26 protein-coding genes, 1 tRNA gene and 1 pseudogene are annotated in these 26836 nt (G+C 55.3%); 15 read left to right on the forward strand and 13 right to left on the reverse strand.

Going from position 1 to position 26836, the window contains the following annotated elements:
• The first annotated feature begins 70 nt into the window (after positions 1-70).
• From rraB to O1724_RS03010, 5 genes are all read left to right on the forward strand, one after another.
• Entirely contained in the window at positions 71-496 is a 426-nt protein-coding gene (gene rraB, locus O1724_RS02990; protein ID WP_025759886.1) for a ribonuclease E inhibitor RraB, read from the forward strand.
• 47 nt (positions 497-543) lie between these two features.
• Positions 544-1302, forward strand: a complete 759-nt coding sequence (miaE, locus tag O1724_RS02995; protein WP_126297115.1) for a tRNA isopentenyl-2-thiomethyl-A-37 hydroxylase MiaE — start codon at positions 544-546, stop codon at positions 1300-1302.
• Between the two features lie 30 nt (positions 1303-1332).
• Positions 1333-2055, forward strand: a complete 723-nt coding sequence (locus O1724_RS03000; RefSeq protein ID WP_214595443.1) for a topoisomerase II — start codon at positions 1333-1335, stop codon at positions 2053-2055.
• A gap of 106 nt (positions 2056-2161) precedes the next feature.
• Positions 2162-2246 (forward strand) — tRNA-Leu (locus O1724_RS03005).
• Positions 2247-2410: 164 nt separating this feature from the next.
• Positions 2411-3694: a tyrosine-type recombinase/integrase gene (locus O1724_RS03010; protein WP_214595441.1), complete on the forward strand. Its 1284-nt coding sequence runs from the start codon at positions 2411-2413 to the stop codon at positions 3692-3694.
• Between the two features lie 19 nt (positions 3695-3713).
• On the opposite strand, the gene O1724_RS03015 is transcribed toward O1724_RS03010, so the two are convergent.
• From O1724_RS03015 to O1724_RS03030, 4 genes are all read right to left on the reverse strand, one after another.
• Positions 3714-6110, reverse strand: coding sequence for an SIR2 family protein (locus O1724_RS03015; RefSeq protein WP_214595439.1), 2397 nt, complete (start codon positions 6108-6110; stop codon positions 3714-3716).
• Positions 6111-6762: 652 nt separating this feature from the next.
• Positions 6763-7326, reverse strand: a complete 564-nt coding sequence (locus tag O1724_RS03020; RefSeq protein WP_214595437.1) for a phage polarity suppression protein — start codon at positions 7324-7326, stop codon at positions 6763-6765.
• A gap of 28 nt (positions 7327-7354) precedes the next feature.
• Positions 7355-7573, reverse strand: a complete 219-nt coding sequence (locus tag O1724_RS03025) for an ogr/Delta-like zinc finger family protein (RefSeq protein ID WP_015570058.1) — start codon at positions 7571-7573, stop codon at positions 7355-7357.
• Positions 7574-7575: 2 nt separating this feature from the next.
• The gene (locus O1724_RS03030) at positions 7576-8319 is read right to left on the reverse strand and encodes a capsid protein (protein WP_214595435.1); all 744 of its coding nucleotides are present in this window, start codon (positions 8317-8319) and stop codon (positions 7576-7578) included.
• 536 nt (positions 8320-8855) lie between these two features.
• On the opposite strand from O1724_RS03030, the gene O1724_RS03035 reads away from it, so the two are divergent.
• Genes O1724_RS03035 through O1724_RS03055 form a run of 5 tightly spaced genes read left to right on the forward strand, consistent with a single transcriptional unit; the run spans position 8856 to position 12559 of the window.
• On the forward strand, positions 8856-9122 hold the full coding sequence (locus tag O1724_RS03035; protein ID WP_045344418.1) for a helix-turn-helix transcriptional regulator: 267 nt from the start codon (positions 8856-8858) through the stop codon (positions 9120-9122).
• Positions 9119-9670, forward strand: coding sequence for a host cell division inhibitor Icd-like protein (locus O1724_RS03040; protein ID WP_121478679.1), 552 nt, complete (start codon positions 9119-9121; stop codon positions 9668-9670). The genes O1724_RS03035 and O1724_RS03040 overlap by 4 nt, the downstream gene beginning before the upstream one ends.
• Complete coding sequence (locus tag O1724_RS03045) at positions 9667-9894, forward strand: hypothetical protein (protein ID WP_214595433.1); 228 nt, start codon at positions 9667-9669, stop codon at positions 9892-9894. The genes O1724_RS03040 and O1724_RS03045 overlap by 4 nt, the downstream gene beginning before the upstream one ends.
• Positions 9891-10211: a DUF5375 domain-containing protein gene (locus tag O1724_RS03050; RefSeq protein ID WP_044597382.1), complete on the forward strand. Its 321-nt coding sequence runs from the start codon at positions 9891-9893 to the stop codon at positions 10209-10211. The genes O1724_RS03045 and O1724_RS03050 overlap by 4 nt, the downstream gene beginning before the upstream one ends.
• 14 nt (positions 10212-10225) lie before the next feature.
• On the forward strand, positions 10226-12559 hold the full coding sequence (locus O1724_RS03055) for a primase-helicase zinc-binding domain-containing protein (RefSeq protein WP_253117475.1): 2334 nt from the start codon (positions 10226-10228) through the stop codon (positions 12557-12559).
• A gap of 543 nt (positions 12560-13102) precedes the next feature.
• Here the strand turns inward: O1724_RS03055 and O1724_RS03060 are convergent.
• On the reverse strand, positions 13103-13972 hold the full coding sequence (locus tag O1724_RS03060) for a phosphorothioated DNA-binding restriction endonuclease (protein ID WP_126297233.1): 870 nt from the start codon (positions 13970-13972) through the stop codon (positions 13103-13105).
• 300 nt (positions 13973-14272) lie between these two features.
• Here O1724_RS03060 and O1724_RS03065 point away from each other — a divergent pair, with 300 nt between their 5' ends.
• The gene (locus O1724_RS03065; RefSeq protein WP_126297232.1) at positions 14273-14740 is read left to right on the forward strand and encodes a SymE family type I addiction module toxin; all 468 of its coding nucleotides are present in this window, start codon (positions 14273-14275) and stop codon (positions 14738-14740) included.
• A gap of 58 nt (positions 14741-14798) precedes the next feature.
• Here O1724_RS03065 and O1724_RS03070 read toward each other — a convergent pair whose 3' ends face one another.
• The 3 genes from O1724_RS03070 to trpS all read right to left on the reverse strand — a co-directional run bounded on the left by O1724_RS03070 (position 14799) and on the right by trpS (position 16748).
• Positions 14799-15170, reverse strand: a complete 372-nt coding sequence (locus O1724_RS03070; protein WP_061855991.1) for a hypothetical protein — start codon at positions 15168-15170, stop codon at positions 14799-14801.
• Between the two features lie 54 nt (positions 15171-15224).
• The gene (locus O1724_RS03075) at positions 15225-15569 is read right to left on the reverse strand and encodes a hypothetical protein (protein WP_063864428.1); all 345 of its coding nucleotides are present in this window, start codon (positions 15567-15569) and stop codon (positions 15225-15227) included.
• Positions 15570-15743: 174 nt separating this feature from the next.
• Positions 15744-16748 (reverse strand): tryptophan--tRNA ligase, encoded by a 1005-nt coding sequence (gene trpS, locus O1724_RS03080; protein WP_126297231.1) that lies wholly within the window; start codon positions 16746-16748, stop codon positions 15744-15746.
• 199 nt (positions 16749-16947) lie between these two features.
• Between trpS and fosA the strand changes: the two genes are divergently transcribed.
• Positions 16948-17373: a FosA/FosA2 family fosfomycin resistance glutathione transferase gene (gene fosA / locus O1724_RS03085; RefSeq protein WP_045894228.1), complete on the forward strand. Its 426-nt coding sequence runs from the start codon at positions 16948-16950 to the stop codon at positions 17371-17373.
• Here fosA and O1724_RS03090 read toward each other — a convergent pair.
• Positions 17359-18366, reverse strand: a complete 1008-nt coding sequence (locus O1724_RS03090; protein ID WP_126297230.1) for a LacI family DNA-binding transcriptional regulator — start codon at positions 18364-18366, stop codon at positions 17359-17361. The genes fosA and O1724_RS03090 overlap by 15 nt on opposite strands.
• 185 nt (positions 18367-18551) lie before the next feature.
• Between O1724_RS03090 and O1724_RS03095 the strand changes: the two genes are divergently transcribed.
• A complete protein-coding gene (locus tag O1724_RS03095; RefSeq protein ID WP_126297229.1) occupies positions 18552-19640 on the forward strand; it encodes a cellulase family glycosylhydrolase in 1089 nt (362 codons plus the stop codon).
• Positions 19641-19690: 50 nt separating this feature from the next.
• The gene (locus tag O1724_RS03100; RefSeq protein WP_126297228.1) at positions 19691-21085 is read left to right on the forward strand and encodes an MFS transporter; all 1395 of its coding nucleotides are present in this window, start codon (positions 19691-19693) and stop codon (positions 21083-21085) included.
• Between the two features lie 41 nt (positions 21086-21126).
• On the opposite strand, the gene O1724_RS03105 is transcribed toward O1724_RS03100, so the two are convergent.
• The 4 genes and pseudogenes from O1724_RS03105 to O1724_RS03120 all read right to left on the reverse strand — a co-directional run bounded on the left by O1724_RS03105 (position 21127) and on the right by O1724_RS03120 (position 25868).
• Positions 21127-21948 carry an alpha/beta fold hydrolase gene (locus tag O1724_RS03105; protein ID WP_126297227.1) on the reverse strand — a complete coding sequence of 274 codons (822 nt, stop codon included), beginning with the start codon at positions 21946-21948 and terminating at the stop codon, positions 21127-21129.
• Positions 21949-21978: 30 nt separating this feature from the next.
• Positions 21979-23593 (reverse strand): annotated as a pseudogene (locus tag O1724_RS03110) (MFS transporter).
• Positions 23590-23997 carry a DoxX family protein gene (locus O1724_RS03115; RefSeq protein ID WP_058658775.1) on the reverse strand — a complete coding sequence of 136 codons (408 nt, stop codon included), beginning with the start codon at positions 23995-23997 and terminating at the stop codon, positions 23590-23592. The pseudogene O1724_RS03110 and the gene O1724_RS03115 overlap by 4 nt, the downstream one beginning before the upstream one ends.
• Positions 23997-25868 carry an amidohydrolase gene (locus O1724_RS03120; RefSeq protein WP_060579937.1) on the reverse strand — a complete coding sequence of 624 codons (1872 nt, stop codon included), beginning with the start codon at positions 25866-25868 and terminating at the stop codon, positions 23997-23999. The genes O1724_RS03115 and O1724_RS03120 overlap by 1 nt, the downstream gene beginning before the upstream one ends.
• 220 nt (positions 25869-26088) lie before the next feature.
• Here O1724_RS03120 and O1724_RS03125 point away from each other — a divergent pair, with 220 nt between their 5' ends.
• Positions 26089-26775 carry a hydrolase gene (locus tag O1724_RS03125; RefSeq protein ID WP_015572562.1) on the forward strand — a complete coding sequence of 229 codons (687 nt, stop codon included), beginning with the start codon at positions 26089-26091 and terminating at the stop codon, positions 26773-26775.
• Positions 26776-26836: the final 61 nt, after the last annotated feature.

Consider the following 26836-nt stretch of genomic DNA (forward strand, 5'->3'; position numbering starts at 1 on the left):
CAAAGGTGGAGGCAAACCCGCCCGTGTGTGAAAATAGAAGTATCTGCCGCACTTTAAAGAGGATTGAGCTATGGCAAACCCGGAACACCTGGAAGAGCAACGCGAAGAGACGCGTCTGATTATTGAAGAGCTGCTGGAAGACGGTAGCGATCCGGACGCGCTGTACACCATCGAGCACCATTTCTCTGCGGATGATTTCGACGCGCTGGAAAAAATGGCCGTGGAAGCCTTCAAGCTGGGCTACGAAGTGACCGAGCCGGAAGAGCTGGAAGTGGAAGAGGGCGACACCGTCATCTGCTGCGACATCCTGAGCGAAGGCGCGCTGAAGGCGGAGCTGATCGACGCGCAGGTAGAACAGCTGATGAACCTGGCCGAGAAGTTTGACGTGGAATACGACGGCTGGGGAACCTACTTCGAAGATCCGAACGGTGAAGACGGTGAAGAAGGCGACGACGAAGATTACATCGACGAAGACGACGACGGCGTGCGTCACTAAGTGATTCAGGCGGTGGCGCGCGCCACCGCTTTTTTCAAGGCAGAACCATGGATTACCCGCAGATACTCGCCCCCGTACTCAACTTCCTTCAGTGCCCGACCCCGCAAGCATGGATTGATAAAGCCCGCGACCCGGCGAACCTGCCGCTGCTGCTCGCCGACCACATGGTGTGCGAGCTCAAGGCCGCCCAGACCGCGCTGCTGCTGGTGCGTAAATACGTCGCCGACGAAAGCGGTGCCGACGCGCTGCTCGACTGGCTCAAGCCCTACGAACAGTTCACCTTCCGCGACGGCCCGGAGCCGGACTTCATCGCCCTGCACAGGCAGATTGGCAAAAGCGTGATGCCCAAAACCGACGACCCGTGGGGCCAGGCGCTCATCGACAGCATGGTGCTGCTGATTAAAGAGGAGCTGCACCACTTCTGGCAGGTGCGCGAGGCGATGCTGGCCCGCGACATTCCCTACGTCAAAATCACCGCCAGCCGCTACGCCAAAGGGATGCTGAAGGACGTGCGCACCCACGAGCCGCTAACCCTGATCGACAAGCTCATCTGCGGCGCCTACATCGAAGCCCGCTCCTGCGAACGCTTCGCCGCGCTGGCCCCGTTCCTCGACGACGACCTGCAGAAGTTCTATCTCTCGCTGCTGCGCTCGGAAGCGCGCCACTATCAGGACTACCTGACGCTCGCCCGGCAGGTGAGCGACGACGATATCTCACCGCGCATAAAGCTTTTTGGCGAAATTGAAGCCACACTTATCTCGACACCGGACAACGAGTTTCGCTTCCACAGCGGCGTGCCGGTGTAAACCGGCACAACTCAAGGATAAGGATGCGAGATGAATAAAACGTGGACCCGTATTGTGATTGTCGTCATTGCGGCTGCCGCCGTGGCGTTCTGGGTGTTTTTCGACAGGCAGCGCGCTCCGGAACGGCAGATGGATAACGCCCTCAACGCGATGCCCGCCTGGCAGGTGATTAAGGAGCAGGAGCCCACGCTGCATCAGCGCATCCTCGACCAGATGGCCGCCCTGCAAAAAGCGGGCGAGCCGGAGCAGCAGATTATCGACACCATCCAGCCGCAGATCCTGCATTTGCAGATGACGCGCCTGCAAAACGCCCCGGACGCCAACGTGGTGAACTACATGACCATCAACATGGAGCAGACCGCCGCCATCCAGAAGGTGAGCGACGACGCCTGCTTCCGCTTCCTCTACCCGATGGTGAAGGGCGGCATCAACCCGATGCGCATGCTAGATAAAGACCTGATGGCGCGGCGCATGCAGGCCGATGCCGACATGATGCGCGCGGCCTACGGCAAAAACCGCCACACCGTGACCCCGGCCGAGCGCGAGGCGGCTGTCGAGGATGTGCGGCCGATTATGAAGGCACTTGCCGATAAGTACGGCGAGGACATCCAGTTGCTGCAGACGCAAGAGAAGGCGGCGGGCAAAGAGAAGCTCTCCTGCGATATGGTGCAGGAGATGTGGGCGAAGGTGCTGGCGCTGCCGGAGCAGAAGGCGGCAGGGGTGATTCGGCTGGCGGTGTCTGAGCTGGAGTGACGAAGGGCGCTGGTTTTTTGGGCACTTAGCGCGGGTTTCGCGCGTCGTCGCTTGCATGGCGGCGCGCGACAGGTATAATCCACAACGTTTCCGCATCCCCTTCAGTGCCGAAGTGGCGAAATCGGTAGACGCAGTTGATTCAAAATCAACCGTAGAAATACGTGCCGGTTCGAGTCCGGCCTTCGGCACCATTAGTACTTCCAAGATCATCCGAGAAAGTCCAATTTCCCCTTAAAAATCAATGCGTGAAGAGGTTTTTACATCCTGATTCGTCCGAGGTTGTCCGTTGAAATCCGGATGTCATTGGGGGCATAATTGGGGGCATCTTAACTTCGATTAGAAATGTGCCCCCAAAATGAAGCTCAACGCCAGGCAGGTAGAGACCGCAAAGCCCAAAGACAAAACCTACAAAATGGCCGATGGCGGCGGTTTGTATCTCGAAGTTTCAGCTAAGGGGTCTAAATACTGGCGCATGAAATACAGACGCCCCTCTGACAAAAAAGAGGATCGCCTTGCTTTTGGTGTTTGGCCTACTGTGACACTTGCTCAGGCAAGAGCCAAGCGCGACGATGCTAAAAAGCTATTAGTACAGGGCATTGACCCAAAAGCCGAACAGAAAGAAGCTCAGGCCGAGAATTCGGGTTCATATACTTTCGAAACCATTGCTCGCGAATGGCATGCCAGTAACAAGCGCTGGAGTGAAGACCATCGATCGCGTGTTCTTCGCTATCTTGAACTTTATATCTTCCCTCATATCGGTTCGTCCGACATTCGCCAGCTTAAAACCAGCCACCTGTTAGCCCCGATTAAAAAAGTTGATGCTAGTGGCAAACATGACGTCGCACAGCGTCTTCAGCAGCGTGTGACGGCCATTATGCGTTATGCCGTACAGAACGATTACATCGACTCTAACCCGGCAAGTGATATGGCTGGTGCTTTATCAACAACCAAAGTACGACACTATCCTGCTTTACCCTCTAGCCGTTTCCCTGAGTTTCTTGCTCGTCTTACTGCATATCGTGGCCGTGTAATGACGCGGATCGCGGTTGAGCTTTCCTTACTAACTTTTGTGCGTTCCAGCGAGTTACGTTTCGCGCGTTGGGATGAGTTCGACTTCGATAAATATCTCTGGCGAGTACCTGCAAAACGAGAAGAAATTAAAGGTGTGCGTTACTCGTATCGTGGTATGAAAATGAAAGAGGAACATATCGTTCCGCTTAGTCGCCAAGCTATGGTTTTATTGGAACAGCTTAAGCAAATCAGTGGTGATAAAGAGCTTCTTTTCCCGGGAGATCATGATGCAACTAAGGTCATGAGTGAAAACACGGTTAATAGTGCGTTGCGTGCCATGGGTTATGACACGAAAAACGAAGTTTGTGGGCACGGATTTAGAACGATGGCGCGTGGTGCGCTCGGTGAGTCAGGGTTATGGAGCGATGACGCGATAGAACGGCAGTTGAGTCACTCAGAGCGAAATAATGTGCGTGCAGCTTATATTCATACATCTGAACATTTAGATGAGCGCCGACTGATGGTTCAATGGTGGGCTGATTATTTGGATGATAATAGAAGTAATAACATAGCTCCTTTCGATTTTGCGAAAAAATATGGGGCCGTTAAAGATGACCTTGCTATTTAAAATAGCAAGGTCAATGGGATTAACGGAAGTATGTCTTTGACTTCAGTCCATCCCATTCTAGTTTATATTTAAGTAAGAAGGATAGCTTACCATTAGAATTTTCAATCTTATCAATATATTGCTTGAGATTTAGTGCTGACTTGCTTTTGCTACTTAATAGTGTATCGCTATAACTGTTGTTGCCAACATTGTCTACTGCTTTTATAATACAGGATAATGATTGAGAAAAATAATTCTCTGTTATTGACTCGATGTCGAGAAGATTCATTTTTTGAATCCATAGTAATGCAATGATATGAACAATGTTTCGTTCTGCTGTGATGTTTTTGGATGACTGCGCCCATGTTAACGCTGTATTTAGCTCTCTAATTCTATTTTTTATTTCATCAAGTAAATTACTTCCGTGATATATATTGTAGTACGCCTTGGCCTTTTGAACGTAAAAATCAGGTTCTTGACCTTCAATATCTTGAAGACGGTTATAAATATCGATAATTATATCTGCTGCACCTTTGTGTCCCTCTGTAAATATATGATTTAAATTGTCAAATTTTCTAATCGAAGTGGCTAGAGCCTTATCACGCAGGTACGTATTTTTTAAGAAATTAATAAGTGTATCAACACACCAATCTTTGCCTTTACTGCGGTAGAACTCTCTTAATAAAGCCACAACCCAGCTTGATGCGTAAGATGTTATCTTGAAACTTGTATGATCATATTTTTCTTCGTTCTTTATTCTTTCTATTTCAAGGTAGGGTGAGTAATTCTTACAAACTTCTTTTGTTTGATTTAGATTAAGACCTCCGGTAATTATTTCCTGCCCTGTAATACTATATTTTGTGGCGATAACACATAAGCTTGTGTATAATTCTTGACTCGGGGTGATTTTTTTTAAGTAATTATCCTCACCAAGCACTTGATAAACGTTAAATATTTTATCAAGAAGATACTTGCCGTTTGTGAAAGTTGGAAGTCGTACTTTTATAGCGCCTTCATTTATTTTTGAAACTTCTGGTTTTGATAGTTTATTTGATAAGGTGTAAACAACGGTAGAATCACCAACATCTAAAAAAAACTCCTCATCGCTATTGTTAAGATCGGAACACAATAAGATTGTTATTTTTTTGCTCTTGAAGAATTTTGTTTGTTGTTTTATTTTTTTTAATAGTTCAGCATCCAGGACATTGGAATCAAAAAAAACTATAGAGTTCTCTTGACCGATAAGTTTATTTAAAGAGTGGCTATTTAACTTGTTGTTTGAATTTATGACGAAAATTCTTCTGTCTTTAATGTTTCTTAATACGTTGTAACAAAGTAAAGTGCGTCCAGATACCCTAGCACCTTTAATTATTACAATGTCTTTCTCTTGCAGAGATTTTGTTATGTCATCTTCCTTGGTTCTTTTTCCGTAAAAATATGGGATGATCTGACTGCTATAATGCTCTCCATTATTAATGTGGGATATGCCAGTTAAAAAGTAATCTCTGTTTTCTTCTGGGGAGTTTGGAAGCATTTTAATTGAATGACTAAATTCTTCGAGCTCAGGAGAACTTTTAGCTGATTGTTGATAAGATGCATTAATTAAAGTGTATATTTGTTCGTATTTACCTTCATCAAACAATATTATATTGTTAATTCCCATGTTGATATATTCTTGTTCATCAATTTTATCAAGTTTTTCATTCAGGAATATTATGTTTTGAGTTTGTTTTCTTTCGGATTGTGAGTGTTGTGCGATTGCGAATGCTAAGTCAATTTCATCCGTCAGACTACATCCAATATAGATTATGTTTTTTTCTTTAAAGTCTAGTTGTAGTAGCTCCAACATTCTTCGGTTCGATTCTAATGAAGTTAAGTAGTCTGACCTTTTAAATATAAGTCTGCTAACCTCATGTCTCATTTCATGTTGAATATCGCCATGGATTTTATATAAAGTTGGATGATTTTTCGATTCAAAAGACAAATGAGCGTCATAAGGGAGTGCTACCTTATATTCTGAACAGTTTTCTATTGCATCATCCGCGTTTAGAGTGTAAATGTATGGCCATTTAATATCTCGTATAAATCCTTTTTTTTGACTATCCAGCTCTACTCCATCAAAGCTCTCAATGAGATATTTATTTCTTCTTTCTTTATTAACCCATTCATCATTGAAGAAAAAATCACTAATCTCACTAAATTTCTTTTGTTTTAACTTATCTTTTTTTTCTGGTGTTAGATTATTTTCTTCCGCAATCATTTCGACCATTTTAGCTGAAAACTGGACGCCTGATGGAACCCTTTTTCTGGCTTTTGTTTGGCAGCCGACAGTGAAGCCGGAACCAATTATTGGAATTAAATTATTATTTGAAAAGCAATTTGATAGTAAGTCAATTATCTCGGTGGAATTGTGTTGGTAATACGATATTTTACGCATTTGGCCCCTCTTGGGTTTTTATTATCTATTGCTAATGTTCGAATTATATTCTTATCAGAATAATCTGGCTTGATCAATGGGGAAGGAGATTAAATTAAATAATTGGCAAGACTACACTTTGTTTTAGTCATTAGGACGCAATGTGCGCAATACTCTTCCCGCCACACCTGCCCGCTTCGTGGGGCAGTTTTCATGCTGCTGCATGACGAGGCTCAGGCCACCACTGGCCCGAATACGCCAGGGAAATAGCAGCTTCAGAAGCGATACGATGAATACCGAAATGGCTGGTTTTCGCCGCCTCAGGGGGGCTTACTTCCCAAGAGGCAGCCTCAGAAGCCCGTCACGCCCCCGAACAGCACCGCACCACCCACCGACACTCCCGTGAACCCGCGCAGCGCAGCGACGCGCTCTGGCCGCGAAATTAAATATCATTAAATAAATACTTTACCGCTGGCGCGCAGTGCTCTCCCCGCCACGCCTGCCCGCTTAAGGGGGCGCTTTTAATGCAGGCGCATGACCGGCCTCAGGGCGCGCCAGTGCTGACGCTGGCGGGGGATTCAGTGTCGGTAAAACGCATGCAAAACCATGCACCTTATGCATGCATGGCTTTAATACGTAAAAATGGCGGGATTTTCGGGGATTTTTAAGCGGACTACTGCACGGCCAGTTCTGCACGGCGGCGGGTGTAATTCAGGTTCTGTGCAGGCGTGAATTTTTCACGACTATCATCGCGCGAAGCCGCGTCAGGTCTGAATCCGATGGCCGTTAAAATGTCATTATCCTGCGCCGAATAATTAATTTTTTCACCGGCGACCAGCCAGAGCTGTAGCGCCTCACGCAGACAGTCGAGTGAGTGCTGCATGGCGCAGCGCTGAACGGCGGAGTGTTGCCCGGAATAATTCATCAGTTCAGGGGCAAGGGCGGCGGCCAGCTCCGCGCCGTGCACCTGCATAAAATCATTTAAACGGTCGCGGATGCTGATGCGCTGCACCTCTTCATGCGAGCGGATGTAGCGACCGGCAGCCTGATTAATTTCCCATTTTTTCACGTCGATAATCTCACGCAGCGTTTGCAGGCTCCGGCCGCTGTGGCCTCTGCCGGCAAGCTGTTCGCGGTATGCCTGTTCGGCCTGCGTCAGTTCATCCCTGCGTTGCAGCCAGGCGGATTTGTTTGCCTGACAGGCCTCAAAGGCTTTCTGTAGCGTCAGTGTGGTCACGTACGTTTCTCCTGAAGACTGGCCGTGCTTACGCACCGGCACGGTTAACGGTGGCCGCCGGTGCGGGTACAGGGATAACCGGCTCTGTTACCGGTGAACGAATAACCCCGTCGATGGATTCAAGCGTGCGGAATGTGGCCGAGCACTCGATGTTCATGCACTGGTGATAGCGCTGTTTGACGTTATCGGACAGATACCGGCTGGTGCGGGAATGCGCGCTGGTTTTGCAGAACGGACAGTGAAACATGCTTACTCCTCTGCTTTTGTCTCGCCATTCTCAGCCAGCTTTCTGGCGAGCATCATTCTCTTCGCAGGGCTGCGTAACAGCTCCGTATCAACGTCAGTAATCTGCGGCCGGTGCATGCCCGTCATGGACAACACCGGCTCCTGCTTCATATCGAAGTGATACAGGCTGCCCTGACGGCTCAGCGAATCGCGCAGCTCACTGATGACCACGGACTGCGGGGCGCTCTCCCCCTTCATTTCGAGGGCACGAACACGCAGCAGGAAAGCGCGGATAAGGGCGACAGGAACCGCATTGACAGCCTGAGCCCATTCCGCACCGGCGTAAGCGGTAAAGGCATCTTCATGCGCTGAAAGGTATTTACTGGCGGTGGAGCAGGCATTCAGCATGGCGCGTGTCCGGTCGGTCTCCAGCTCCGCAATCAGACCGGTGAACTCGTCGGCCAGCTCGCGACTGGCGATACGCCTGCTGTGCTCAGCTTTCATTTCAGGGGTGAGACTGCCGCGCAGGGTGCGAAAGCGGCTGCGCCAGTCCTGCTCAGCCTCTGCGCTCTCATCGAGGGCGGTCTGCCGCTCCTGCTTACAGCGTTCAATGGACGTATCAATCTCTTTCAGTACCTGCATGCTGGCCGCGTGGGTGTCTCTGGCCGCAGTGAATGCGCTCAGCTTGTTGGTGATGCGCTGGCTGTTCTCTGCGGACTGCTTGGCGGCAACATTTTGCAGGGCGGTAATGACTGTTTCGGGTTTCATGTTCAGGCTCTCCGTTTATTCAACCTGAAATGATTCTGCCCTTCATCACACAACATCTCGATTCATTGCAGTTGTGGCAGTTCTGGCACAAACACTACTCAAAACCCGGCTTGCCAGAGAAAGGTCTCAGCAAAACCTACTCATCGATTGTTTTTTTACTTATAACTATTCACCACTGTTCACCTTAAATAAAAATATAAGTAATACAGTAAGATAAAGGGTGAACAGTGGAGGGTATGACTGTTCACCGTCTGTTCACCACTGTTCACCCTCCTGTTTTGCTCTGTCTATACCACTTAGACTTTATTTCGATTAAAAATGAAAAATGTATAACTAAAGGCAATAGAAATTGCTGCATTGTAATGCAGTGATTTGCATATCTTTGCCAGCGTTTGTCTTTGTTTGCCAGAGCGAAAAGTCAATGTTTGTTTCCCCGAAAATCTCACATGACCTGAGGAAAAATATACACATAATAAGGAGCTACCCGAAGCCGGACGGACATGACCGGCACTGTATGGACATTATGAGGTAGCCCGATGCAAACCGCTTTTTCTTCCCCGTCTTCTGCCCCTGCCGCACCACTGATGCCGGTTTCTGATGCCGTTCAGGAGCGCTTTATCCGCCTGCCCGAAGTGATGCATCTGTGCGGCCTGTCCCGGTCAACCATTTACGACCTCATCAGCCGGGAGGCTTTCCCGAAACAAATCAGCCTGGGCGGTAAAAACGTGGCGTGGGCGCAGTCTGAAATCACCGCATGGATGGCAGATCGCATTGCCGAACGCAACCGGGGCTATGACGCATGATGATGACCGTTCAGCAAACAGCCCCCTTTTCTGGCTTGCTTCCTGTCGCCGTTTCCAGGTATAGTTTTCCTGCTGTCGCAAAATCGGCAGCCGGGATTTGCAGCCCGTGTAACTCAATGGCGACACCAGACGCGCCTTGCGTCTTTTTTTACGTCGTAGCTCAGACACACCCATTCTTCGGGCTGTGGTGTTTACACCGTGGCTCCTGTCAGATAATGGTGGTTCGGGCGGGGCAGCCTTCGGGCTGGCCGGTATCCATTGAGGCCGGTACTGCAAACCCTGTCCGGGCCACCACCCATGAGATTTGCAGCTCCGGTGGTGGCGATAACCGCTACTCAATGGAGGTTGCCCTTATGGCTACGACCCTCACCCCGTCACACCCGCAGTTCGTCTTTGTGTTTGCCGCCGTTCGTCGCGCAGACCGTAAACCCCGTATCTGTATGCTCCGCACCGTTGCCGGTGATGAACACGCCGCACGCCTGTCCCTCGTTCGCGACTACGTTCTGTCGTTCGCTGGCCGCCTGCCGGTTGCAGAGGTGCGCGCATGAGACACACCACCATTACCGCCCGTGACCTCGAATGCCTTGAGCACATGCGCAATGTCGGCCAGCTCGTCAATGAGCTGATGCAGGTGCAGGACTGCGCCACCGTTCGTCGTGACCCGGCGCAGCAGTCGCAACTCACCTCCGTGATTTACCTTATGACCGCCCAGCTCGACGGCGTGGTAGAGCGCTGCAATCAGCGCTGGCTGACCGGGAAGGGCAACGTATGAAAAAGCCATTACCGCCCGTATTACGCGCCGCGCTGTATCGTCGCGCCGTGGCCTGTGCATGGCTGACTGTATGCGAACATCAGCACCGCTACCCGCACCTCACCCTCGACGCGCTGGAAAGCGCCATTGCCGACGAACTGGAGGGCTTCTACCTGCGCCAGCACGGCGAGGAAAAAGGCCGTCTGATTGCCTGTGCACTGCTGGAAGATTTAATGGAAGCCGGACCACTCAAAGCCGCGCCGTCGCTGTCCTTTCTCGGGCTGGCCGTGATGGATGAGCTTTGCGCCCGTCATATCACTGCACCGGTACTGCACTGAGGGAGAAAATAACGATGAAAATGAACGTAACAGAGACGGTAAAACAGGCGTGCGGCCACTGGCCGCGCATTCTCCCGGCGCTGGGTGTGAAAGTGATTAAAAACCGCCATCAGGCCTGCCCGGTTTGCGGCGGCTCTGACCGTTTTCGCTTTGACGATAAAGAGGGGCGCGGGACGTGGTTCTGCAATCAGTGCGGCGCGGGTGACGGGCTTAAGCTGGTAGAGAAAGTGTTCGGTATGAACGCATCAGAGGCAGCCCAAAAGGTGAACACCGTGACCGGCAACCTGCCGCCGGTTGCCACGGAAGTGATTGCGGCCGCAGAGGCTGAAACGGAGGCTGACCGCAAGGCGGCGGCCGCGCTGGCCGTCAGGCTCATGGAGAAAACCCGACCGGCCAGCGGCAACGCCTACCTCACCTGCAAGGGCTTCCCCGACCGGGAATGTCCGGTACTGTCGGCCACACACAAAACCGGCGGCGTGATGTTCCGCGCCGGGGATGTGGTTGTCCCGCTGTATGACGATACCGGCGCGCTGGTAAACCTTCAGCTCATCAGTTCTGAGGGTCTCAAACGCACCCTGAAAGGCGGGGCGGTAAAAGGAGCGTGCCATACCATCGAAGGGAAAAAACAGGCCGGAAAACGCCTGTGGATAACGGAGGGCTATGCGACCGCGCTCACCGTGCATCACCTGACCGGCGAAACCGTCATGGTGGCGCTGTCGTCCGTGAACCTCCTTTCTCTGGCGAGCCTTGTCCGCCAGAAACACCCGGCCTGTCAGATTGTCCTCGCCGCCGACCGTGACCTTAACGGTGACGGCCAGAACAAAGCCGCTGCGGCCGCAGGAGCCTGTGAGGGCGTTGTTGCCCTGCCGCCGGTGTTCGGTGACTGGAATGATGCGTTTATGCAGCACGGCGAAGAGGCCTCGCGGAAAGCCATTTATGACGCCATCCGGCCACCGGCGCAAAGCCCGTTTGATACCATGAGCGAGGCGGAGTTTACCGCCATGAGCGCCAGCGACAAGGCTCTGCGGGTGCATGAGCATTACGGCGAAGCACTGGCCGTGGATGCGAACGGTCAGCTCCTGTCGCGCTATGAAAACGGCATCTGGAAAAATATCCCGGCAGCCACTTTTTCACGGAATGTGGCTGACTTATTCCAGCGCCTGCGCGCCCCGTTCTCATCCGGGAAAATTGCCTCGGTGGTGGAGACCCTGAAACTGATTATTCCGCAGCAGGCCGCACCGGCACGGCGTCTGATTGGCTTTCGCAACGGTGTACTCGATACCCAAAGCGGCATATTCAGTCCACATCATAAATCGCACTGGCTGCGCACACTGTGCGACGTGGATTTTACCCCGCCGGTGGAAGGCGAAATGCTGGAGACTCACGCGCCGAACTTCTGGCGCTGGCTCGACCGGGCGGCCGGTAAAAATCCACAAAAACGCGACGTGATACTCGCTGCGCTGTTTATGGTACTGGCGAACCGCTACGACTGGCAGCTCTTTCTCGAGGTCACCGGTCCCGGCGGGAGTGGCAAAAGCATTCTCGCCGAAATCGCGACCCTGCTCGCCGGAGAGGATAACGCCACATCGGCCGATATCGACACGCTGGAAGACCCGCGCAAGCGTGCCTCCCTGATTGGCTTCTCGCTGATACGTCTGCCTGACCAGGAAAAATGGAGCGGTGACGGCGCAGGATTAAAGGCCATCACCGGCGGCGATGCGGTCTCGGTTGACCCGAAATACCAGAACCCGTATTCAACGCATATTCCGGCGGTCATTCTGGCCGTGAACAATAACCCGATGCGCTTCACTGACCGCAGCGGCGGTGTGTCACGTCGCCGGGTGATTATTCATTTCCCGGAGCAGATTGCCCCGGAGGAACGCGACCCGCAGCTCAGGGATAAAATTGCGCGCGAGCTGGCCGTTATCGTGCGCCAGCTTATGCAGAAATTCAGCGACCCAATGACCGCCCGCGCACTGCTCCAGTCGCAGCAGAACTCCGACGAGGCGCTCAGCATCAAGCGTGATGCTGACCCGACGTTTGATTTTTGCGGTTATCTGGAAATGCTGCCGCAGACCAGCGGGATGTTTATGGGTAATGCCAGCATTGTCCCGCGTAATTACCGTAAGTATCTTTATCACGCGTATCTGGCCTATATGGAGGCCAACGGGTACAGAAACGTGCTCAGCCTGAAAATGTTCGGGCTGGGGCTGCCCATGATGCTGAAAGAATACGGCGTGAATTATGAGAAGCGGCACACGAAGCAGGGGATACAGACCAACCTGTCGCTGAAAGAGGAAAGCTACGGCGACTGGCTACCGAAATGTGATGAACCCGCAGCGACATAACCCACTCCAGACCGGCTACAGCCGGTCTTTTTCTTTCCGGCAATTGCCATAAGGTGAACACTCCACTGTTCACCCTTCACCGTATATTCACCCTGTATCACTATGAAATTTTTGATAAAAAAACAAAGGTGAACAGTGTGAACAGTAAAACCGGAAAAAACTTTTTATCCCCCCTTGCATCGCCTGACCGGGCGCTCCCGGAACGAGCAAAACGAACAAAGGTGAAGAATCGACTGATCACCCTTCACCAACTCATCACCACTTAACTTTATGATATAAAATGAGAAATAACCGAGGTGAACAGTGTGAACAGTTAAATGCAAAAAAACTTTTTTGTGGGGATTGAGTTCCGGTTAGGATCCGGATTTCGGATCCTAACCGAACAGGGCGTTAATCTTTAATTTGTTAGCAATATCAATTAGCTAAGTTTGATGTGCTCTAAAAATTCGTTGGGGGCACAAAAGGGGGCATATTATTTGCGATCTAGTTTAAAATTATTAAATTTCAGAATCTTATAGCGTGATTTGAGTCCGGCCTTCGCACTCATCCTCTAAACACCTCCCTCCAATGCCACTCCACAAACCCCTCCCTTGGATAATTCCCTTTGACCATCGGCAAAGCAATCTGCTTCCCTGCAAAATCCCAGAACAGCCGCCCAACAATCCCGCCCCCATTCACCGCCTCAGACACCAGTACCCGCATACTCTCATCTAGTCCAATCGATCCCTTATCAAACGCCTTATGATGAATCGCACATAGCGCCAGTCCGTTCGGGATCTCGCATGGCCCGCCAAACTGCTTCCATTTTATATGCGCGGCTTCAAGTCCTACAGAGGCGTTATCATGTCGCATGTTAAACCCGCAGATTGCGCACTCATAGTTATAAGCCCGCAACACTTGCTTGCGGAAAAGCGGATCGCGAACCTTACGGATCTGCTGAATATTAAAGCCCATCTCATCCGCGATCTCTTCCTGAATGCTTTCAGGAAAGTGCGCTTCAAGGATCTGCTGCGCCAGCGAGCCGATCAGGTTTTTGTTCTTACTCAGCAATGCAAAGTGTTCTTCATCAAACCCACCTGCGACATTCTGTTCCACAAGTTCTTTAACAGGCGGTTGCTTATTGCCAGTAGTTGAACAGAACTCAGTATTCTTCAGATCCCAAAATCCATCCCCTCTGAGCCGCCAGAAGGGCATATTCGGATAATGCGCCTTCCTCTGTGGGCCAAAGCGTTCTAATAGGCTAAGCAACTGCTCGTGGACCTCGGTTCCGTAATCAAACAGTCGCGCATGCCCCTGCTGATAGTTCGCCAGCACGTACAGAAGCAATAAAGGCTTATGCGGCGCGCGTTGTTCGCCTTTGCGCCAGATGGTGATGTCGGCAATTGCCTGTTCGAGAGTTTTGCTGGAAGCCATCGCGTTACGGAAGAAGGTAAATAATTGCGATGATGCTCGCAAAACTCAGACCAATCAACCCGCAACTAACAAAAACATGACCTTACCGCACACTACGCGATTTCCTGAATCCCCCTCGCAAATTCCAAATTTCCCCCACCCAAAACCGCTGTATTTATATTCAGCCCTGTATAATGGTCACCAGAAATTACGCCGAACGGCAAAGGAAGTATCAAAGAATATATAAAGAAGAATTCGCGATATGAAGGTGCTGCAACACCCCCATACCGCTAACCACCAGCAACTGAAAAGGAGTTGAAAATGGCTGCGACGAATTTTAAGCCAGAGTTTACTGTTTGCAAAACAGAATCAGACGCTTTCACCGGCGAGATTGAAAACCGCGAGCTGGTACGCAAAAACAGCGCCCGCCGTTTACACGGCAACCAGCTCAACGCGGCCCCCGTCCATCCCCGCGCGGAGACGCCGCAGGACAGTGCCGCCTGCTGCGAACTTTATTCCCGCATAGATATTAAATACCTTCTTCTGGGCGGCGAGTGGTTAACCCGTGCGGGCTTTATCGACGGCATGCCGGTAAAAATCCGCGCAATGAAAGACTGCATTGTGATTACGCCACAACATACAAGAGAATTATGGGGATGCCTGGAAGGTATGAGTGTGGTGAATATCAATAAACAGAAAGTCGCGCAGTGGTTGAAGACGTTTCCGGGAGCGCTGAATGATACGGGTGATATGCCGGTGATTAAGCGTGGGAGTGGGAAGGCTGTTTAAACTTCAAGCCAGTCTGCACGGGCATGTGAGGACATGCCCGCACTACGCTAAAAATAACTCAAACATCATGTCTTTGTTCTCTGACAGCCTTAACAAGTACAGCATGGAGTTCGCCAACGGTTAAATCGCGTATCACAGGTTCAGGTATGCCACGTATCCTGCGAATCAAGCGGCAGATACCAAAGTAATCTATGCCCTCGGTGCTAAAAAGAAACTCGTTTTCAGCGAGGGAAAAAGTTTTCTCATAGCCATCTTCTTCAGTGACAAGCGTAACGCCAAACGCTGCCTCGCAGTCATCAATCAGGGCATCGCCATCCATGCCGCATATATCAAGGTCGGCTTCGATTAGGGTGTTCTCATCAGTGTGCTTGCGATGATGTCCCGAGGACTGACGTACAACCTCAATGACCTGCGAAAGAGTGGGGTACATTATGTTGGATTCCGTGGGTGAAGAAATGACGTAGACATTGATTAATAGACCGAGTTAACGCCTGTGGCTTATTATTGAAGGTACAAAGAAAATCAAAACAATCCACGCAAACATCCCAATGATTTTTAGCGGCCAGGGTTCGAATACATCAAAGCACACCATTGCGCCTATAACTAATAGCGGCCCTCCCAATAATTCCAGTATTCCTTCTAAGATAGATAACTTATGAGGCAATACACGATTCAGTAAAACGGCCATGAAATGTGCGCATCCTAAAGTGATGATTATAGCTATAGTGCATTCTTTCCAGTTATCAGTGACGCCCACGCATATGAGGCATAGCACAATCACAAATACACAAAGTAACGTATTCAGCATGGAAATAATAAACTTACTCATAGCAGTTGCCGTGGCGTTTAAAATATTAAGAGTCTATGAATATAGCGCTCTTAACAGAATGACAAACGACATTGACTAATAATGCATTTAAGAATTTTTGCTCCTCGCTTATTTCCGCAATAATCAAGTTAGCGGCTTCATGCCAATCCCCCGCACTCCACCGCTAAATCGACTTTAACTAAACACCGGCACCCCCAGCCCAACCTTCACCTCCCTCAACGTCCCTTGCGTCACCCCTTGCGCCCGTTCCGTCCCGCGCTTCAGCATCGCCATCAATTCCCCCTTATCCCGCAAATACATCGCCCTCCGCTCCCGCATCGGCGCAATCAACTCCTGCAGGCACGCTTCAAGCTCGTTCTTACACGCCCGGTCGCCCAGCCCGCCCGCCTGATAGTGCGCCTTCATCGCCGCCACTTTGTCCTTGTCCGGGTGAAACGCATCGAGATACGTAAACACTACGTTCCCCTCAATCTGCCCCGGGTCGCTCACCTTCAGGTGGTTCGGGTCGGTGTACATGGCGCTGACCGCACGGTGAATGGTCTCTTCGCTGGCCGAAAGGTGCAGCGTGTTGCCCAGCGATTTCGACATCTTGGCGCTGCCGTCGATGCCGGGCAGGCGGCTGGTGTCGCTCAGCATCGCCTTGCAGTGGCGCAGCACCGGGGCGGGCAGCAGGCTGTTCATCTTGTGCACAATCTCGTTGGTCTGCTCAATCATCGGCAGCTGGTCGTCGCCGACGGGCACGCACTCGGCCTTAAACGCGGTGATGTCCGCCGCCTGGCTGATGGGGTAGGCCATAAACCCGACCGGCAGCGAGCGGGCGAAGCCCTTCTGCGCAATCTCGTTTTTCACCGTCGGGTTACGCTCCACGCGGGCGACGGTGACGATGTTCATATACAGCATCGTCAGCTCGGCGAGGGCGGGCAGGGCGGACTGCAGGCAGATGGTGGTCAGGTTCGGGTCGATACCGGCGGCGAGGTAGTCGGCCAGCACTTCGGGGATGTTGTCGCGGATCTTCTGCGGGTTGCTGCCGTTGTCGGTCAGGCCCTGAAGGTCGGCAATCAGCACAAACTGGTTGTGCGTCTGCTGGAGCGCCACGCGCTGGCGCAGCGATCCGACAAAGTGGCCGAGGTGCAGCGGGCCGGTTGGGCGGTCGCCGGTGAGGATGGTGGGTGCGTTCATAAAGACTCCTTAATGGGCAGTTGCCGAAAGGGGTCTTAAATGTGTGAAAGCCGCCTTTCGGCGGCTATCTGAAAATGGGGAAAACTACTCCGTGCCGCCTTTAAAAAGGCAGCCACCAGCGGTTTACGGTGAGCACGGCGTGGTTTATGTTCATCTCTTTACCGTACCACGTCCGGCGCGAAAAACAAAAGGGCACGTCATGCTGCAATCACTCAACCACCTGACCCTCGCGGTCAGCGACCTGCAAAAAAGCGTCACCTTCTGGCACGAGCTGCTGGGACTAGCGCTGCATGCCCGCTGGAATACCGGGGCCTATCTCACCTGCGGCGAACTGTGGGTCTGCCTGTCGTACGACGAGGCGCGCCGGTACGTGCCGCCGCAGGAGAGCGACTACACCCACTACGCATTTACCGTGGCGGAAGAAGATTTTGAACCGTTCTCGCACAGGCTGGAGCAGGCGGGCGTCACCGTCTGGAAGCAGAACAAAAGCGAGGGGGCGTCGTTCTATTTTCTCGACCCGGACGGGCACAAGCTGGAGCTGCACGTGGGCAGCCTCGCCGCGCGGCTGGCGGCGTGTCGCGAGAAGCCCTATTCGGGCATGGTGTTTGCCTCAGACGAGGCTTGAGGCGCGTACCTTCAGCCTGCCCGCCAGCGTCACGTGCGTGGCGGCATCTTCCTGATTGCACAGGTACTCCACCGCCAGCCGTCCCAGCTCGCTGTAGGGCAGCTGGATACTGGTCAGCGGCGGGGTGAGCTGCTCGGAGATCTTCTGGTCGTCGTAGCCCGCCAGCAGCATGTCCTGCGGGATACGCACGCCATTCACCGCCAGCGCCTGGTAGCAGCCAATCGCCAGCCAGTCGCTGGCGCAGAAGATGGCGTCCGGGCGCTCGGCCAGTTCCAGCAGGGAAGTCGTGGCGGTAAAGGACTCGCTGAACTGCCAGTTGGTCTGGCGCACCAGGTCGTCGTCGCACGCGAGTCCGGCCTGCTGCAGCGCGGCCTGGTAGCCCGCCAGACGCTGGCGCGAGGCCTCCATCCAGCTCTCTCCGGTGATGTGGGCGATGCGCGTGGCCCCGCAGGCGATGAGGTGTTTCGTCACCTGGAAGGCGTTGGCGTAGTCGTCCGGGATAAACGACGGCAGCAGCGGCGAGCCGGGGTCGCGCTGGTTGAGCAGCACCAGCGGGATGCGGGTGCAGTCCTGGAAGGCGGTCATGTCCACCAGCGTGGTGACCGGAGAGGCGAGAATAATCCCGATGCAGTTGCGCTTCTCCAGCTGGCGGATGATGTTCAGCGCCAGCTCGATGTCGTCGCCGTAGTCGTAGACGGTGAGCAACGTTTCATTGCGCCACGCGGCTTCCCGCGCCTGGCTGATGGCGTCGATAAACGGGTCAAAACTCTGCAGCGAGCTGACCAGCAGGGCGATCTCCTCCTGGTTGCGCGGGGCGTGAACGGCGGGGAGACGGTCGTAGCCGAGCTCGGTGGCGACGCTAATCACCCGCTGGCGGGTGTCGTCGCTGAGCTTGATGTTGCGGGACTGGTTAAGCACCAGCGATACCGTCGCCTGCGACACCCCTGCCGCCCGCGCAATATCGTTCATCGTCACTTTCGTTTTTCGCTTCATCCGTCCTCTCCCTTTCGCGAATTCGCATCATACCCTAACCGCACGCTTTAGCGCCGTCGATCACGTTTCTCATTCATCGAAGCGTGAACTTTGTGAGGGGCATCGCTTTTCTAAACGCCGTGATTTGCGCATTTATCCTGCAACTAATATTTATTAGCTAAACATTATCAGTGAGAGGACGCGTAATGAAAGAGCAGTGGAGCAGGGAGCAGGCACAGGCGTGGTATCAGCAAAAAGGCTGGCTGTGCGGGTTTAACTATCTGCCGTCGACGGCGGTGAACTGGACCGATATCTGGCAGGCAGAGACCTTCGATGCCGAAACCATCGAGCGCGAGCTGGGCTGGGCGGCGGAGGCGGGCTATAACACCCTGCGCATCAACCTGCCGTTTATCGTCTGGGAGCATGACCGCGACGGGCTGATGGCGCGCATCGACCGCTTTTTGACGATTGCCGACGGTCACGGCTTCAGCACCATGCTGACCCTGATGGACGACTGCGGCTTCTCCGGCGACGAACCGTACCTCGGCCCGCAAAAGCCGCCCGTACCGGGCAAACACAACAGCCAGGCGGCGGCGAGCCCGGGGCGCGACAAGGTGTGCGATCCCGACTGCTGGCCGCAGATTGAGCGCTATATCCGCGACGTTGTCCGCCAGTTCCGCGACGATAAGCGCGTGCTGCTCTGGGATCTGTATAACGAGCCGGGCAACCGCGGCATTTTCGCGACGGGCACGCAGGAGGTGCAGTACGACGCGAAGCTGGAGTCCTGCGCGCACGAGTTGATGAAGCTGGCGTTCCAGTGGGTGCGTGAAGAAGACCCAACCCAGCCGCTCACCGTCTGCGCGTGGCGCCTGCCGCCGGAAGAGGAGGGCGAGACGTTCTTCCAGCATCCGCTGGACCAGACCGCGCTGGCGCTCTCGGACGTGGTGAGCTATCACGCCTACACCAATACCGGGCGCATGACGGCGATTATCCAGCAACTTCAGGCGCTGGGCCGCCCAATCTTCTGCACCGAATGGCTGGCGCGGCACGTGGGCAGCACCATCGAAGAGCAGCTTCCGCTGATGTACGCGGCGAAGGTCGCGCCGTACCAGTGGGGGCTGGTGCGCGGCAAAACCCAGACGTGGCTGCCGTGGCCGGTGGTGATGAAGGAGTCCACGGATTACTGCCGTCTCTGGTTCCACGACGTGTTTGAGGAGAACGGCATTCCGTTCTCGCGCCGTGAAATCGCATTAATGCAGCAGCTGCGCAAGATCGCCCCGAAAGTTCAGGGCTAATAATATCGACCCGGCGGACCACCGCCGGGCAACCAGGCAGGCATATAACAATGGCAACGACAATGAAAATACCGTCTCGCGAGCTGTGGTCTTATTTTGGCTATGGTTTAGGTCAGTGTTTTAGCTTTGGTTTAGTGGGTTCGTTTATTAACTATTTTTACACCGACGTGCTGGGGATCTCGGCGCTGGCGGCGAGCACCATCTTCCTGATTGCCCGCGCGTGGGACGCGGTTCACGATCCGCTGTTTGCCAGCATTATGGACACCATTAACAGCCGGTTCGGCAAGTTTCGCCACTTTTTGCTGATCGCGCCGCTGCTGATCACCGGCGTCACGCTGCTGTCGTTCTATAAAATCGAAGCGGACATGACCACCAAAATCCTCTACGCCGGGGTGACGTACATCCTGTGGGGGACGCTGTACGCCATCTCCGATATCCCGTTCTGGTCGATGTCGTCGGTGATGACCAACGACTCCGCCCAGCGCACCCGCGCGGTGACGGCGGCGATGCTCGGGGTGAACGCGGGGATTGCCTGCGCCAACATCTTCTTCCCGAAGCTGGCGGCGTTCTTCGCCCAGTACAGCAACGATAAAGGCTACTTTATGGCGGCGCTGGTGATGATGCTGGTGGGCCTGCCGCTGATGCTTAACGGCTTTATGCAGATCAAAGAGCGCGTGCCACCGAGCCCGGAAAAGGTGACCATCCGCGACACCTTCCACAACCTGCGCCAGAACAAGCCGCTGTTTATCGTCCTGCTGTCGTTCTTTTTCTGCGTGTTCCACAACGTGGCGGGCGGTCTGTACATCTACTTCTTTATCAACAATCTGGGCGACGGCAGCCTGCAGATGGCGATTGGCGTGATGGGGATCGTGGCGGCGGTGCTGTGCCTGGTCGCGCCGATGCTGACGCGCCGAATGCAGAAGCGGAAGCTGTTTATGATCCTCTGCGGGCTGGACGTGGCGGTGCGCGTGGTGATGTGGTTTGTCGGGTATCAGCAGGTGACGATGCTGTTTATTCTCCTCGGCCTGAGCACGCTGTTCGTGATGATGACCAACATCCTCACCTCGTCGATGATTGCCGACACCATCGAGTACGCGGAGTACCACACTCACAAGCGCTGCGCGGCGATCACCTTCTCCGGGCAGACCTTTACCGGCAAGATGTCGGTGGCGGTGGGCGGCGGGTTAATCGGCGTGTTTCTGACGATGATTGGCTACGTGCCGCAGGCGCAAATTCAGAGCGAGAGCGTGCTGTTGGGGCTGTTCTTCGGGATTTGTCTGCTGCCGGCAATAGGGTCGCTGATCCGCATGGGCTTTATGTCGCGCTTTACCTTCACCGAGGAGAAGCATGCGGAGATTTGTCGGCTGCTGGCGGAGCGCAACGCGTCTGCGAAAGCGCCGGGTGGCGGCTGCGCCTTACCCGGCCTACAGGACCAGCCCTTGTAGGCCTGATAAGCGAAGCGCCATCAGGCTTCGCATTTAAAGAGTTAAAGCGACTTCACAAACGCCAGCAGATCTTCGTTGAGCTGGTCCTGGTGGGTCAGCGCGAAGCCGTGCGGCGCGTTGTCGTACACCTTCAGCGTGGCATTTTTGATCATTTCCGCCGCCAGCTTGCCGGTCGTTTCAAACGGCACGATCTGGTCGTTGCTGCCGTGGATCACCAGCGTCGGCACGTCGATTTTCGCCATATCCGGGCGGAAGTCTGTTTCGCCGAACGCGGTCACGCAGTCGATGGTGCCCTTCAGGGACGCCAGCAGGGCGATGTTCAGCGTCTGGGTCAGGGCACCGGCAGAAATGGTCTGCCCGGCGTTGATGCCGTAGAACGGCGTCGCGAAGTCGCTGATGAACTGGGCGCGATCTTTACGCAGCCCGTCGCGAATGCCGTCGAACACGCTCTGATCCACCCCTTCCGGGTAGCTATCGGATTTGCCGAAAATGGGCGTGACCGCGCCCAGCAGGGCAAGACCGGCAACGCGTTCGCTGCCGTAGTTGTTGATGTAGCGCGTCACGTCGCCGCCGCCCATGGAGAAGCCCACCAGTGTCACGTCGCGCAGATCCAGCGTGGTGATCAGGTCGTTAATGTCGGACGCAAAGGTATCGTAGTCGTAGCCGTTCCACGGCTGATCCGAGCGGCCAAAGCCGCGACGGTCAAAGGCGATGGCGCGAAAGCCGCGCTCGGCCAGGTAGTTCAGCTGGCTGTCCCACATGTCGCCGTCCAGCGGCCAGCCGTGGCTGAAGAGAACCGGTTTGCCCGCGCCGCAATCTTTGTAGTAAATCTGCGTGCCGTCTTTTGCCTTAAACGTTGCCATAGTGTGTTCCTGTACAGGTGATGGTTAGGGTTATACCGGCGCGACCAGGTAGCGAATGGCCGGTGATGTTGTGCCCTGATGAAAAGCCAGAACGCGGCTCTGCAGCAGGAGGTCATTCATGGTGTGGCGCTCCTGCTGGCGCAAATGCTCGATCCAGGAACCCATCAGGAAAGTCTCGATAAACAGCCCCGGACGTTCGATATCCTCGTACACCGCCCAGCTCATCGCTCCGGCGCGGCGTCGCACCCGGCGTAGTTCGTGCACGGCCTGCAAAAACGCTTTCGCGTTGTGCGGGTCGATGATGTACTCATGCGAGACCAGCACCGGGCCGCGCTCGTTCGGCAGGTCGATCTCCACGCCGTCCAGCGGCTGGCCGCTCAGGTCGAGGTTCAGGTCCGGATCTTTCTCCAGCTTCCAGCGGAACACCGTTGCGCTTGCCAGCACCATCCCCAGCGTGGCGACAACCAGCGCGGTCGGGGTGCCGAACCGGGAGGCGATCTGCCCCCAGATGGCGCTGCCGATGGTCATGGAGCCGAAGAACACCGTCAGGTAGACCGCCAGCGCGCGGGCCTTCACCCAGCGGGCGGCGCTGCGCACCGAGGTTCAGCGTCGAGAGCACCGCAATCCACGCGAAGCCGGTGAAGAACTCAAACAGGTTGAGCAGCCAGACGTGGCGCACGAACGCCAGCGCCAGCATGGTGATCGCAAACGTCAGGCTGGCGGCCACCATCAGCCGATCGGCGTTCAGCCGCTGGCGCAGACGCGGCAGCAGGATGGCCCCGGCAATAGCGCCCAGGCCGATACACGCCAGCATCACGCCATAGCCCGCCGGGCCTAAGCCCAGCTCGCGGCGCGCCACCAGCGGCAGTAATGCCCAGCCCGCGCTGCCGAAAACGAAGAACGCCACGGTGCGCACCAGCACGTTGCGCAGCACCGGCGCGGCGTGCACGTAGCGGATGCCTGTGCGCACCGCAGAGAAGAAGTGCTCCGGCGGCAGACGCTGAACGGACGGCGCCGGACGCCAGCGCCACAGCACCCACGCCACGCCGACCACGGAGAGCGCGTTCAGGGCAAACACCATCCACGGTCCGGCAAGCGACAGCAGAAAACCGCCCAGCGCGGGGCCAATCGCCCGGCTGATATTGACCCCGAGCGAGTTAAGCGCCACGGCGGAACCCAGCTCGGGCTTGCTCACCAGATCAGGCACAATCGCCTGGAACGGCGGCGAGCTCATCGCCGCGCCCACGCTCAGCAGGAACGTCGCCAACAGCAGAACGGTAGGGGTGACGTGTCCGGTGAAGGAGAGCACCGTCAGCCCGGCGGCGGCGATGAACACCCACAGCTGGGAGAAGAGCAGGTATTTACGTCGGTCAACGATGTCCGCCATCACCCCGGACGGCAGGGCGAAGAGGAACATCGGCAGGCTGCTCGCCGCCTGCACCAGCGCGATATCCAGCGGATCGGCGCTGAGCGTCAGCATGCTCCAGTTGATGCCGACGTCGCTCATCCATGAGCCGACGTTAGAGACCACCGTGGCGATCCACAGCATGCGGAACACCGGCTGGCTCAGCGGCTGCCAGGGTGAAACCGCCGGGGCGGGCGTCGTCTCGACGTGTGCGTCGCGAACGTCGTTTACCTGGGTCATGCGAACCTCTCCGTTGTTTTACGCTGCACTCGCCACTGGCCCGGCCCGGTGAGGGCAAGGGTGGTGAAGATAATCAGCAGCAGCCAGCCAAACTGCCCTTCGGCAATCGACCAGTTCGGATGAACCGCCAGCATCGCCACCAGCAGCACGGCGATAATCGGCAGGCACGCCAGGCGGGTGTAGACGCCCGCAACGATCAACAGCGGGCAGATCACCTCGGCGACAATCGCCGGGATCAGGCTGGCGTAAGGCCCGAAGCCGAACGGATCTTCAATACGCGTCAGCTCTTCGCTGAAGTGCAGCACCTTCGGCAGGCCGTGCACGTAGAGCAGCAGCAGGCTGCCGGTCAGGCGCAGAAAGAACAGCCCCGGATCGATCCGGGGCGAAGCGTCATTTTGTTTCATCAGAATGCAAAGCAGCTGCAGCCCAGCGCCCCCCAGAAAGCGTTATCGTCGGACACCGGCATCTCTGACGTGCGGGCGAAATCGTGCTGGTGGCTGTGAACCCCGCACGGGCCGCTGCAGTGGTGAGCCACACTCATGCCCACGCGGGCGGCCTGCGGCGGCGCGCTGCGGTAGTGGCCCGGCACCTTGACCACCGGTGACCACTCGGGCAGGACCGGAATGGCCGGCGGCGCGAGCGGGCCAAAGCTGCCCGCGGCGTAGACGATATCGCCGTTGACCACCGTCAGGACGGATTCGATGCCCTTGATCTCCTCTTCCGGCACGCGGAAGTAGTCTTTGCTCAGCACCGCCAGGTCGGCGAGCTGGCCGACCTTGATCTGCCCCTTCTGGTTTTGTTCGCTGGAGAACCACGCGCTGCCCTGGGTCCAGAGCATCAGGGCGGTATCGCGATCCAGACGGGCGCTGTGATCGTACATCTGCATCCCGCCGACGGTACGACCGGAGACCAGCCAGTAGAGCGCGGTCCACGGATTGTAACTCGCCACGCGGGTGGCATCGGTGCCTAATCCCACCGGCACGCCGGTCTCGAGCATTTTTGCCACCGGCGGCGTGTGGCGGGTGGCTTCGATGCCGTAACGCTCGGCAAAATACTCGCCCTGGAAGGCCATGCGGTGCTGGACGGCAATGCCGCCGCCGAGCGCTTTGATGCGGTCGATGTTGGCCTGGGTGACGGTTTCCGCGTGGTCGAAGAACCAGTGCAGGCCGTTGAACGGAATGTCGCGGTTCACCTTCTCGAAGACGTCCAGCATGCGGCTGATGGATTCGTTATAGGTGGCGTGCAGGCGGAACGGCCAGCGGTGCTCCACCAGATGGCGCACCACGCGCTCCAGCTCGTCCTCCATGCCCGGCGCGAGGTCCGGGCGCGGCTCGAGGAAGTCTTCAAAATCGGCGGCGGAGAAGACCAGCATCTCGCCCGCGCCGTTGTGGCGGAAGAAGTCGCTGCCCTGGCCCGGCGTGAGCATGTCGGTCCATTTTTCAAAGTCTTCCAGCTCGTGGCCCGGACGCTGGGTAAACAGGTTGTAGGCGATGCGGATGGTCATCTGCTTTTTCTCGTGCAGCTCGGCGATCACCTCGTAATCTTCCGGGTAGTTCTGGAAGCCGCCGCCCGCGTCGATGGCGCTGGTCAGCCCCAGACGGTTCAGCTCGCGCATGAACTGGCGGGTGGAGTTAACCTGCTGCTCCAGCGGCAGCTTCGGCCCTTTCGCCAGCGTGGCGTAGAGGATCATGGCGTTCGGACGGGCAATCAGCATCCCGGTCGGGTTGCCGTTGGCGTCGCGCTGGATCTCGCCGCCCGGCGGGTTTGGCGTCTCTTTGGTGTAGCCGACCACCTTCAGCGCGGCGCGGTTGAGCAGAGCGCGGTCGTACAGGTGCAGAATGAAGACCGGGGTGTCCGGCGCGGCGTCGTTAATCTCATCCAGCGTCGGCATGCGGCGCTCGGCAAACTGGAACTCGCTCCAGCCGCCCACCACGCGCACCCACTGGGGCGACGGCGTGCGCAGGGCCTGCTCTTTCAGCATCCGCAGGGCGTCGGCGAGCGACGGCACGCCTTCCCAGCGCAGCTCGAGGTTGTAGTTCAGCCCGCCGCGGATCAGGTGCAGGTGCGAGTCGTTCAGGCCGGGGATGGCGGTGTGGCCTTTTAAGTCGACCACCTTAGTGCCGTCGCAGTGGTGTTGCATCACCTCGGCGACGGTACCCACTTCCAGAAATTTTCCGTCGCGCACGGCAACGGCTTCTGCGAGAGGATTCTCGCGATCGACGGTGTGAAACTGGCCGTTAACCAGAATGAGATCGGCTTTACCGAGGGTAACCATAAGAGCTCCAGACTAAGAGGGGAATGGTCAGGATTATGGGAACCGGTTTCGGCAAAGATCCAGTTATACAATAGGATAGGTATACCAAAGTATAACTATACCTAAGGTTAACTATACGAAGAGATAATTACACCACAGCGCTGTGGGTCATAGGATGAACGCGATTTTATCGGCGTGCTGTTCGCGGCGATTTTAACCTTTAACCTCACTGGATAATCTTATGACCACTTCTAAGCTCGAAGTCTTAACCCCTGCCAACTGTCAGATCATCTTCATCGATCACCAGCCACAGATGGCGTTCGGCGTGCAGTCTATTGACCGCCAGGTGCTGAAAAACAACACCGTGGCGCTGGCGAAAGCGGCTAAGGTGTTCAACATCCCGACCATCATCACCACCGTAGAGACCGAAAGCTTCTCCGGCAATACCTATCCGGAGCTGCTGGACGTGTTCCCGGGCCAGGACATTCTGGAGCGTACCTCCATGAACTCCTGGGACGACCAGAAGGTGCGCGACGCGCTGAAGACCAACGGCAAGAAGAAGGTGGTTGTCGCTGGCCTGTGGACCGAAGTGTGCAATAACAGCTTTGCCCTGTGCGCGATGCTGGAAGGCGACTACGAAATTTATATGGTGGCAGACGCCTCCGGCGGCACCTCCAAAGAAGCCCACGACTTCGCGATGCAGCGCATGATCCAGGCGGGCGTGATCCCGGTGACCTGGCAGCAGGTGATGCTGGAGTGGCAGCGTGACTGGGCGCGCAAAGAGACCTACACCGCGGTGATGGATATCGTGCGCGAGCACTCCGGCGCCTACGGCATGGGCGTGGATTACGCCTACACCATGGTGCACAAAGCGCCGTCTCGCCAGAAGAGCGAGCACCGCACCTTAGCGCCGGTTCCGGCTCGCTAAGTCCCGTCGGCGGGCTGGTCCCTCATCCGGCTCGCCGCTGCCTCTTTCTCTGGAGTTCACA

It is taken from the genome of Enterobacter cloacae complex sp. HYC074_NIDB (genome assembly GCF_056673345.1).

What these genes read in the sequence shown, in the direction of transcription:
- O1724_RS03095 (WP_126297229.1), top strand. Translation starts at nt 18,552, where the DNA reads ATGAAAGAGCAGTGGAGCAGGGAGCAGGCACAGGCGTGGTATCAGCAA.
- O1724_RS03100 (WP_126297228.1), top strand. Translation starts at nt 19,691, where the DNA reads ATGGCAACGACAATGAAAATACCGTCTCGCGAGCTGTGGTCTTATTTT.
- O1724_RS03040 (WP_121478679.1), top strand. Translation starts at nt 9,119, where the DNA reads ATGATGATGACCGTTCAGCAAACAGCCCCCTTTTCTGGCTTGCTTCCT.
- O1724_RS03035 (WP_045344418.1), top strand. Translation starts at nt 8,856, where the DNA reads ATGCAAACCGCTTTTTCTTCCCCGTCTTCTGCCCCTGCCGCACCACTG.
- trpS (WP_126297231.1), bottom strand. Translation starts at nt 16,748, where the DNA reads ATGAACGCACCCACCATCCTCACCGGCGACCGCCCAACCGGCCCGCTG.
- O1724_RS03060 (WP_126297233.1), bottom strand. Translation starts at nt 13,972, where the DNA reads ATGGCTTCCAGCAAAACTCTCGAACAGGCAATTGCCGACATCACCATC.
- O1724_RS03030 (WP_214595435.1), bottom strand. Translation starts at nt 8,319, where the DNA reads ATGAAACCCGAAACAGTCATTACCGCCCTGCAAAATGTTGCCGCCAAG.
- O1724_RS03070 (WP_061855991.1), bottom strand. Translation starts at nt 15,170, where the DNA reads ATGTACCCCACTCTTTCGCAGGTCATTGAGGTTGTACGTCAGTCCTCG.
- rraB (WP_025759886.1), top strand. Translation starts at nt 71, where the DNA reads ATGGCAAACCCGGAACACCTGGAAGAGCAACGCGAAGAGACGCGTCTG.
- fosA (WP_045894228.1), top strand. Translation starts at nt 16,948, where the DNA reads ATGCTGCAATCACTCAACCACCTGACCCTCGCGGTCAGCGACCTGCAA.
- O1724_RS03015 (WP_214595439.1), bottom strand. Translation starts at nt 6,110, where the DNA reads ATGCGTAAAATATCGTATTACCAACACAATTCCACCGAGATAATTGAC.
- O1724_RS03090 (WP_126297230.1), bottom strand. Translation starts at nt 18,366, where the DNA reads ATGAAGCGAAAAACGAAAGTGACGATGAACGATATTGCGCGGGCGGCA.
- miaE (WP_126297115.1), top strand. Translation starts at nt 544, where the DNA reads ATGGATTACCCGCAGATACTCGCCCCCGTACTCAACTTCCTTCAGTGC.
- O1724_RS03115 (WP_058658775.1), bottom strand. Translation starts at nt 23,997, where the DNA reads ATGAAACAAAATGACGCTTCGCCCCGGATCGATCCGGGGCTGTTCTTT.
- O1724_RS03050 (WP_044597382.1), top strand. Translation starts at nt 9,891, where the DNA reads ATGAAAAAGCCATTACCGCCCGTATTACGCGCCGCGCTGTATCGTCGC.
- O1724_RS03120 (WP_060579937.1), bottom strand. Translation starts at nt 25,868, where the DNA reads ATGGTTACCCTCGGTAAAGCCGATCTCATTCTGGTTAACGGCCAGTTT.
- O1724_RS03105 (WP_126297227.1), bottom strand. Translation starts at nt 21,948, where the DNA reads ATGGCAACGTTTAAGGCAAAAGACGGCACGCAGATTTACTACAAAGAT.
- O1724_RS03125 (WP_015572562.1), top strand. Translation starts at nt 26,089, where the DNA reads ATGACCACTTCTAAGCTCGAAGTCTTAACCCCTGCCAACTGTCAGATC.
- O1724_RS03010 (WP_214595441.1), top strand. Translation starts at nt 2,411, where the DNA reads ATGAAGCTCAACGCCAGGCAGGTAGAGACCGCAAAGCCCAAAGACAAA.
- O1724_RS03065 (WP_126297232.1), top strand. Translation starts at nt 14,273, where the DNA reads ATGGCTGCGACGAATTTTAAGCCAGAGTTTACTGTTTGCAAAACAGAA.
- O1724_RS03055 (WP_253117475.1), top strand. Translation starts at nt 10,226, where the DNA reads ATGAAAATGAACGTAACAGAGACGGTAAAACAGGCGTGCGGCCACTGG.
- O1724_RS03000 (WP_214595443.1), top strand. Translation starts at nt 1,333, where the DNA reads ATGAATAAAACGTGGACCCGTATTGTGATTGTCGTCATTGCGGCTGCC.
- O1724_RS03075 (WP_063864428.1), bottom strand. Translation starts at nt 15,569, where the DNA reads ATGAGTAAGTTTATTATTTCCATGCTGAATACGTTACTTTGTGTATTT.
- O1724_RS03045 (WP_214595433.1), top strand. Translation starts at nt 9,667, where the DNA reads ATGAGACACACCACCATTACCGCCCGTGACCTCGAATGCCTTGAGCAC.
- O1724_RS03025 (WP_015570058.1), bottom strand. Translation starts at nt 7,573, where the DNA reads ATGTTTCACTGTCCGTTCTGCAAAACCAGCGCGCATTCCCGCACCAGC.